Source organism: Mesorhizobium sp. M7A.F.Ca.CA.002.04.1.1, from assembly GCF_004022805.1.
Classification (GTDB): Bacteria; Pseudomonadota; Alphaproteobacteria; order Rhizobiales; family Rhizobiaceae; genus Mesorhizobium; species Mesorhizobium ciceri.
Genome location: NZ_RZPL01000188.1, coordinates 1 through 8,547 on the forward strand (window position 1 = coordinate 1; position 8,547 = coordinate 8,547).

Annotated in this window: 9 protein-coding genes and 1 pseudogene; 6 read left to right on the top strand and 4 right to left on the bottom strand. The window is 60.9% G+C overall.

What is annotated here, in order from left to right; translation table 11 throughout:
- The 4 genes and pseudogenes from ENZ75_RS12465 to ENZ75_RS12480 form a co-directional block, all read right to left on the bottom strand.
- Window positions 1-214 (bottom strand): annotated as a pseudogene (locus ENZ75_RS12465) (asparagine synthetase B); the annotation flags it as partial.
- Window positions 211-588 carry a lasso peptide biosynthesis B2 protein gene (locus ENZ75_RS12470; protein WP_244514257.1) on the bottom strand — a complete coding sequence of 126 codons (378 nt, stop codon included), beginning with the start codon at window positions 586-588 and terminating at the stop codon, window positions 211-213. The gene ENZ75_RS12470 and the pseudogene ENZ75_RS12465, both read right to left, overlap by 4 nt.
- Window positions 589-757: 169 nt before the next feature.
- A complete protein-coding gene (locus tag ENZ75_RS12475; RefSeq protein ID WP_027164264.1) occupies window positions 758-1,072 on the bottom strand; it encodes a PqqD family protein in 315 nt (104 codons plus the stop codon).
- A gap of 137 nt (window positions 1,073-1,209) precedes the next feature.
- Window positions 1,210-1,362 (bottom strand): lasso peptide, encoded by a 153-nt coding sequence (locus ENZ75_RS12480; protein WP_010913078.1) that lies wholly within the window; start codon window positions 1,360-1,362, stop codon window positions 1,210-1,212.
- 514 nt (window positions 1,363-1,876) lie between these two features.
- On the opposite strand from ENZ75_RS12480, the gene ENZ75_RS12485 reads away from it, so the two are divergent.
- From ENZ75_RS12485 to ENZ75_RS12510, 6 genes are all read left to right on the top strand, one after another.
- On the top strand, window positions 1,877-3,001 hold the full coding sequence (locus ENZ75_RS12485; RefSeq protein WP_013528113.1) for a nucleotidyltransferase family protein: 1,125 nt from the start codon (window positions 1,877-1,879) through the stop codon (window positions 2,999-3,001).
- A 91-nt stretch (window positions 3,002-3,092) separates the two neighbouring features.
- On the top strand, window positions 3,093-4,115 hold the full coding sequence (locus ENZ75_RS12490; RefSeq protein WP_013528112.1) for a glycosyltransferase: 1,023 nt from the start codon (window positions 3,093-3,095) through the stop codon (window positions 4,113-4,115).
- A gap of 290 nt (window positions 4,116-4,405) precedes the next feature.
- Complete coding sequence (locus ENZ75_RS12495) at window positions 4,406-4,801, top strand: hypothetical protein (RefSeq protein WP_024501833.1); 396 nt, start codon at window positions 4,406-4,408, stop codon at window positions 4,799-4,801.
- 154 nt (window positions 4,802-4,955) lie between these two features.
- Window positions 4,956-5,810: a family 16 glycosylhydrolase gene (locus ENZ75_RS12500; RefSeq protein ID WP_024501832.1), complete on the top strand. Its 855-nt coding sequence runs from the start codon at window positions 4,956-4,958 to the stop codon at window positions 5,808-5,810.
- Between the two features lie 67 nt (window positions 5,811-5,877).
- Window positions 5,878-7,209 carry a UDP-glucose/GDP-mannose dehydrogenase family protein gene (locus ENZ75_RS12505; RefSeq protein WP_013528109.1) on the top strand — a complete coding sequence of 444 codons (1,332 nt, stop codon included), beginning with the start codon at window positions 5,878-5,880 and terminating at the stop codon, window positions 7,207-7,209.
- A gap of 92 nt (window positions 7,210-7,301) precedes the next feature.
- On the top strand, window positions 7,302-8,547 hold a 1,246-nt coding region (locus tag ENZ75_RS12510), incomplete at its 3' end, for a GMC family oxidoreductase (RefSeq protein WP_164887796.1).

Consider the following 8,547-nt stretch of genomic DNA (forward strand, 5'->3'; position numbering starts at 1 on the left):
TGGCGAGCCGGCCCCCAGCCATCGTCAAAGGGCCCGGACCGACTTCATCCGATGTGTTGAGCCAGGCGTGGCCAAGGGCGATGCTGGTGTCCAGCCACCAAGAACTGCCGTCAGGACCACGATGGCGCATGCGCGCCAGCATTTGCTGAATGTCGGCCGCCGCGACCGCCGGTGCGTTTGCTCCGCGCAACAGGATTCCGGCGACGCCGCTCATCGGCTGCCGTGGTCGACGAGATGGGCGAAGCCGTCGATCGATCCGCCAAGCACGATATGGTTGTCGCTGACCAGCCAGGCATGTGCTTTCAACTGCTCGCCTGTGCCACGTTCGATGCCGATGCGTACCGTCGATTCATTGCCTTGGCGGGCGAGAATATACTGGCCGGAGAGCGCCTGGGTCAGGCACGTGGCGTAAGGGACGAAACGGGCCGCGGCGGCAACGCCCCAGGCGACGCGCCGCAGTTCGCCCATTGAGGCGCACTGCCGCGCGTCGAGGCGCGTCACCAGGCTGCGTACACGATTGTAGGACAACAGCGTCAGCCCCAGCCGAACTGTCGCCACCACCAGCAGGCAATGGCCAAGGAAGATCATTTCCGAGCCAGTCAGGGAGAAAATCCTGACCAGCCCGCGCCGGCTTCCCCCGCGCTTCGTCTGCTTGACGTTTGTTTCTCTCGCCGGTTCCTGCCGTAAAGCCGTGGCCCGCGAAGACAAGGCCGGCGAAACCAGGGCCCGTGAAACCAGGGACTTGTGCTGGACCGGCTTAGACAAGTGCCTCATGATGCCGTCTCGCAAGCCCATTATCGGCCAGGCCCTTCAGCAATGCGTCGACATCGGCCTGGCAGCGCACCGGGTCGACATTGTAGCGCGCAAGCACGGCGCTGCGGATGTCGCCGATCGACCGGGGTTCCTGGATTAAATCCCAGATGAAGGCGCCGACGCCATTCAGGCTGTAGTAGACATTGGATTTGAGATTGAGCAGCGCCAAGCCATCGCCGAACTCGCAAGCCACGGCATCCTTGGTCGCGCACACGCTATCGTGGTCGCCCAGATCACGGTCGGATAGCTCCCCGTTCATCCCCAAACCTCGCTGACAAAACGCTGCGACATCTCCAGGCGGCGCAGGAGAAATCGGGAGGCTGGCCCCCCGACCCCTCTTACGTCTGCTTTTGAATCCAGAGTCCCAACATGTCACTCTGGAATCGGCTGTAGGTCTCAGGAGAACGTCAGGTCGCCAATCGGCGTATGCGCGGGGAACGATGCGTCGATCGCCGTGCTGCCGCCGCCGCCCTGGGTGATGGTCTCAATCGAACCATGGACCGTCAGGCTTGGCGTTTCATATTCATGCTTTTCAACATTCTGTTCCATTTTACTCTCCGATTTAGGACTGGAAACGGCCTGTCGAGTGCCGTCAGCACTTTTATGCTGCAATGCAATAGCTGCACGGCAGCATTTATGAGTCAAGACTGTTTTACTTTCTGTTAATCAATTACGGTTGCTGGCGTCGTCACATGAGCGGCATGCCTAAAACTTGTCATTTTTTAGCCGATTCCTTGTGCACGACGATCGCGCCTGTGCTGATTCTTTAAGCATTTGATTTTGCTTGCATAAGCCGTTTGCGTTGTGCCTATATTTAGGCCTCTCTAATGAAAAGAATTTCCATTTGAGAAATCGTCCGGAGATTGCCTAAGCGGACGTGGCAAGGGACATTTCAACCGCGGTTTTCACTGCTTTCCGATGCCACCTCGATAGACGCTTTGGTGGCAAAAATTCGCACTGCAGAAGGAAAGGCTTTACGGCATCGAGGTTTTTGGTGATGCTTGCTTCGCACTTGCAGCATAAGTGTCGGCGCGAAACGCTTTCTTGGGAGACTGTGCGCTAAATGGCCTTGCCGGATGGCTCATACGAACGATTGCGCGCCGCCGGCTGTGCCGGCGAGGTGGCCTATGTGCAGGCTTGCCTGCGATTGTTTTTCGCCGGCCCGGGCGCGGGCGACGTTTCGATGCGCCATCTTGACGGTGAAAAAATTGCCGAGATTGCCAGGCTGAACAAGGTCGCCGTCTTTGTCCTCAAGGCGCTTTCGCGCGCACCCGCGCTTCAGAGGCCAACTAAGCTTTTCCAATGGCTCGACACCTACCGCAGGAAAACGGTTTCGATGAACGCGTCCTGCATCATGGATTCGATGGCGATCCAGGACGTGCTGCGCGCCAGCGAGATCGATTTCGTTTTTCTGAAGGGTCCGTTCCAGCAGCAACTTCTCTACGACGACCATTTTATGAAGCCCTCGGGCGATGTCGACATCCTGGTTTCGCCGCTCGGATTTTTCAGGGCGCGTGATGCGCTTCGCAAGATCGGCTATGAGGTATCAGGCAAGTCGAGCTCCGTCTGGTGGGTCCGCTTCCTCGGCGAACAGCACATGACCCGGGACGACGGGCCGAGGTCGTCCACCGTCGATCTCCACTACCGCCTCCAGCAGCCCGGCTCGCCAAGCCCGCGCGACGCGGACGGGTTCCTGCGGCGCAAGCGACAGGTCGAAATCGCCGGTGCGACGGTGCCGTTCACCTCGGTGGCCGATACATTGCTTTTGTCCTGCATCAGCGTCGCCAAGGCACTTTTCAACCGGGAACCCTGCGCCGGATACGTCTGTGATATCGGCGCCAGCGCCGGCCGCCTCGACGAGGCGGATCAGCAGCGTTTGCTCGATGCCGCTACCGCGCAAGGTCTGGACGACACGCTGCTGCTTGGCCTGCGCGCCGCCGACGTGCTACTCGGCGGTGCCGGCACGCTGCTGTCGCAGCGCGCGACCAGGATCCTGCCGCGCATCGGCAATGAGGATCTGCTCAGCATGGTCATCGCGCCGTGGCTGCCGTCGCTGCGGTGGCCGCAGCGGCGAACGGTGCTTTGGGAACTGTGCGGCCGCGCGCCGGTCCGCTATCTGGCCGAAGCAGGCTGGGCGGCGTCCGCCGATATCAGCCGCCGCATCTTCGAGCGGCCGGCGAGTCGCTGAGGGTAAATTGGATGCTGATGGCAATTCTGTAGTGCATCGAACGAGTACGGGGCGAGGGCAAATCGATATTACCTGTACGAGAGGCAAATCCATGTCGATGACGAAATCCGAGGTCTGCGTGATCATCGCGGCAAAAAACGCCGCAGCGACAATCGCCGTCGCCATCGCATCCGCATTGCGCGAACCGGAAGTGGCGGAGGTCGTGGTCGTCGACGATGCCTCCACCGACGACACCGCCGGTGTCGCACGATCCGCCGATGATGGCAGCGGGCGGCTCTCCGTGATGCGCCTCGATGTCAATCGCGGCCCCTCCTTTGCCCGCAACGCAGCCATCGCCGGCTCGAAATCGCCGTTCATCAGCATTCTCGATGCCGACGATTTCTTCCTCGAAGGCCGGTTTCGCAACCTGTTTGCCGGCGCCGATTGGGATTTCGCCGCCGACAACATCATGCTGATCAGGGATGATGCGACAGGCGACGCGACGAAAATCGTCGCGCCGCAATTTGCCGCCGATCCGGAATTCCTCGATTTCGAGCGTTTCGTCGAAGGCAACATCTCCAGGCGCCGCGTGCAGAGGGGCGAACTGGGCTTTTTGAAGCCGGTGATCAGCCGTGCCTTCCTCGACCGCCATGGGTTGAGCTACGACGAGAGCCTGCGGCTGGGCGAGGACTATGAACTCTACGCCCGCGCGGTCGCATGCGGGGCGCGGTTCAAGGTCATTCGCTCCTGCGGCTACGGCGCCATCGTCCGCGCCGATTCCCTGAGCGGCCGCCACAAGACCCAGGACTTGAAGCGTTTGGCCGATGCGGATCTGGCGCTGCTGGCGATCGACAGCCTGCCGGAAGGCTCGAAGGCGGTGCTGCGGCGGCATGAACGGCACGTGCGCGACAAATATCGGCTGCGTAATTTCCTTGACGTCAAGGCCGAGCGGGGGCTGGGCTCGGCTGCGGCTTACGCCTTCGCCAGCCTGTCCAACCTCGTCCCCATCGTCCAGGGCGTGGCTTCCGACAAGCTCGAGGCGCTGTTTCGTCGTGTCGGCCTTGTGTCCAGCCAAAAGCCTGTGCCGCCGCTGCGCTTTCTGATGGCCGGAACCAGCACGGGCAAGGAACGCTGAGAGCGGTCCCGATGCAGCGATTTGTCCACTCGCGGCATGTCATCACGCAAACCATTTCGGTCGGATTTATGAGTTTACGAATTGGGTGGTTGCCTCGCGGCTCCGACGATGGCAGTCTATGTTGCGGTGCAGCATAGTGGACGACCAGCCGAACTTGGCCCCCGATCGGATTGGTCTGATGTCTCTCCCTCAAAAGGAGCACGACAACGCAACACGAGTTTTTGAGCCCCGGCTGCGGGGATCGGCCAGAAGCCCGGCCCACAAGCCGGCGATGACGGGAACCTGAGTTCATGGCCTCGATATTCGGTTTCAGATCAAGGGATCCGGCCCGCGACCGTCAGGCCGATGTTTCACGTCTTGATCGTCTGGCAAAGCTGTTCGAGCAGATTGCGGCCGAGATCGAGGCCGAGAGAACCGGGCTTGAGAATCGCTACCGGACGACGTCGACCAACGCCGCCTTTCTGGTCGAAGCGATGGAAAACGGCTCTGCTTCCGACAAGCGGTCTTCGGAAGTCAGCGCACTGACACAGTCGATCCTGAATTGCGAGCGCCGCATCGCGGCGCTGTCGCGCCAGGACGGCATGATGAAAGAGCTCCGTCATTCGCTGGATACGGTCTTTGACGAGGATGCCTCCTCGGCCGCCGCGGCGGAATTCGCCTGGCCGGCAGGCGCCGGCAGAGGTTGAACGTGAAGGCTCGGAACTGTTGCAACAGATTTGATGCAAGGCGGGAAGCAGAAGCAATCGAGAGGGTCACAAGGAAGGTCAAGGTTGGCCCGTGCAGGAGCGGTTCGAACGTCGACTTTGGGTTGGGGACACACAGCGCAAAGGTGAGTTTGGTATGAATTGGAATCCGAAACCTACGACGGCAATTGACGCACCGCCTCTCGCATATCGGACCGGACAAGCCGCCCGGCGGCTGGGGTCGCTCGGTGCGTTGCTGCTGGCTGCTCTTGGCGGTTTCCTGGCAACCCCTTCCCATGCCCAGGACATTCCGACATCGCCGTCCTTTGTCGATGATTTCAAAAGCTTCGACCGCACGCGCTGGTATGTTTCCGACGGCTGGAACAACGGCAGCCATCAGAATTGCACCTGGTCGAAAAATATGGTCGAACTGTCGAATGGTGTGCTGTCGCTCGGCTTCGAAAAGCAGACGCTGAAGGATCGCGACTACGTCTGCGGCGAGATCCAGACCAAGCAGCGCTTCGGCTATGGCACCTATGAGGCACGGCTGAAGACCGATACCGGCTCCGGCCTCAACGCCGCGTTCTTCACCTATATCGGTCCAAGCGACAAGCAGCCCTGGGACGAGATCGACTTCGAGGTCCTGACCAAGGACACCTCCAAGGTGCAGGTCAACGCCTATATCGCGGGCAAGGGCAAGAACGAGAAACTGGTCGACGTACCGGGCGGCACGGAGAAGGCCTTCAACGACTACGCCTTCGTCTGGCAGAAGGACAGCTTGCGATGGTACGTCAACGGCCAACTGGTGAACACGATTACCGACCCGGCGAAGCTGCCCAGCCATGCACAGAAGATATTCTTCAGCTTTTGGGGCAGCGATACGATGAAGGGCTGGATGGGAGCGTTCGCGGATCCGGGCCGCAAGCTTTCCCTGCAGGTCGAGCGGGTCGCCTTCACGGCGCTCGGCGAACCCTGTCAATTTCCGGAATCGCTGGCATGCAGTGTAAAGTAGTTGGGAAAGTCGATTTGAACCGGCGGGGCCGAAAACGGTCCGCTGCCTTGCATGGGAATGAAACCGAATGAATTTGACGGTGTTTGGAATTGGCTATGTCGGCCTCGTGCAGGCGGCGGTGCTTGCCGAAGTCGGGCACCAGGTGGTGTGCGTCGACATCGACGCCGCCAAGGTCGAGCGGCTCAACCAGGGCCTGGTTCCCATTTTCGAACCCGGTTTGGAAAACCTCGTCAAGGAGAACCATGCCGCCGGCCGCATCAAGTTCACAACGGATGCCGCCGCCGCTGTCAGGCACGGCGAGATCCAGATGATCGCGGTCGGCACGCCGCCGGGCGAGGACGGCTCGGCCGACCTCAAATATGTGCTGGCAGTCGCCGAGACCATCGGCCGCGAAATGGACAAACCCAAGATCGTCGTCGGCAAGTCGACGGTGCCGGTCGGCACCTGCGAAAAGGTGAAGGCCAGGATCGCCGACACGCTGAAGAAAAGAGGCCGCGAGGACCTGGCTTTCGATGTCGCTTCAAATCCGGAATTCCTCAAGGAAGGGTCCGCGGTTGCCGACTGCATGAAGCCGGACCGCATCATCGTCGGCACCGACAGCGAGGACACCGAGGCTGTGATGCGCGAACTCTACGCGCCGTTCAATCGCAACCACGAGAAGATGATCGTGATGGACGTGCGCAGCGCAGAATTCACCAAATATGCCGCCAACTGCATGCTGGCGACCAAGATCAGCTTCATGAACGAGATGGCCAATCTGGCCGAACAACTCGGCGCCGACATCGAGGAGGTCCGCAAGGGCATCGGCAGCGATCCGCGCATCGGCTACCATTTCATCTATCCGGGCCTCGGCTATGGCGGCTCGTGCTTCCCGAAGGATGTGCGGGCGCTGATCAAGACCGCCGAAGGCGTCAAGTTCGACGCCAAGCTGCTGCGCGCCGTTGAGGAGCGCAACAACGCACAGAAATCGGTTCTCTTCGACAAGGTGGACCGCTATTTCAAGGGCAACCTCAAAGGCAGGACCTTTGCGCTCTGGGGTCTGGCCTTCAAGCCCAACACCGACGACATGCGTGAGGCGCCGGCGCGCGTCCTGATGGAGGCGCTCTGGAAGGCCGGCGCCAATGTGCAGGCCTATGATCCCGAGGCGATGCAGGAATGCCAGGCCATCTACGGGCTGCGCGACGACCTGCTTCTGTGCGGCACCAAGGAGGCGGCGCTGCGCGGCGCCGATGCGCTGCTGATCGCCACAGAATGGAAGAGCTTTCGCGCGCCGTCCTTCGACGCGGTGAAGGACGCGCTGACCACGCCGGTCATCTTCGACGGCCGCAACCTCTATGACCCCAAGGTCATCGCCCGCCATGGCATCGAATATCACTCGATCGGCAGAATGGCGGCATGAGACCGGGCCCTGTCAGACGGATGCAAGACCGGTCCGCACACGGCCTGCGGACGCTGGGGTTGAGCGCGTATTTCTGTGTGGAGTTGTAGCTGATGGTGCTGGACGTAAAGCCGGAGCAAATCACCAAGGATCATTTCGATCTCGTCGCGATCGGTTCCGGCTTCGGTTCGGCCTTCTTCCTGCATGAGTTCGCCAGGCGCCGAAAGGCGCGCATTCTGGTGCTGGAGTGGGGACGCCACAACACCCATGAATGGCAGCTCGAACAGAACGTCAACACCGACATCGAAGACGAGACGACCTACAAGACCAATTCCGACAAGCCGTGGAACTACACGATCGGACTGGGTGGCGGGACGAACTGCTGGTTCGCGCAGACGCCAAGATTTCATCCCAATGATTTCCGGCTGAAAAGCACCTACGGCATCGGTAATGACTGGCCGATCAGTTATGACGACGTCGAGCCGTTCTACTGCGACGCGGAAGACATCATGTCGATCTCCGGCGACCCCGACATGGCGGCGATGCTGCCCCGCTCGAAGCCGTTTCCGCAACCGCCGCATCGCATGTCGACACCGGACAGGATGATGAAGGCGGCGCAGCCCGACCAGCACTTCGTCATGCCAACCGCGCGGGCTCGCGTGCCGACCGCGCAGCGCAGCTCGTGCTGTGCCAATCTGCGTTGCTGGCTGTGCCCGGTCGACGCCAAATTCACCGTCAACAACGGGTTGATGCACGTCTTCGAGCATCCCGACATCTCGGTCTGCCTCGGTGCGGAAGTGCGCCGGCTCGATCACGTCGGCGGTGCTGTCCGTTCGGTCACGTTCAGCCATGACGGCAAGGAATACCAGGTCAGCGGCGATCTCTTCATTCTCGGCGCCAATGCCATCCAGAGTGCGGCGATCATGCTGCGATCCGGCCTGGGCGGCGAATTTGTCGGCAGCGGCCTGCATGAATCCTACGGCTGGAATTTCGAGGTCTATCTCGACGGTGTCGACAATTTCGACGGCAGCACCATCACAACCGGCCTGAATTTCGGCCTCTATGATGGTCCTCACCGATCGGAGCATGCGGCGGCACTGGTCTATTTCGAGAACCGCTGGCAGCACGGAATGCGTGCCGAAAAGGGGCGGCTACGCCAGGCGCTGCCGTTGGTCGTGGTCACCGAGAACCTGCTCGACCCCGAGAACTACGTCACGCTTGACGCGGATGACAATGCCTTCGTCAGCTTCAAGGCGCCATCGGACTACGCGGTGAAGGGCATGGCGCGCGCTCTGGAGAAATTGCCTGACCTTCTGGCGCCGCTGCCGGTCGAAAAGCTCTTCGACCGCGGCATTCGGC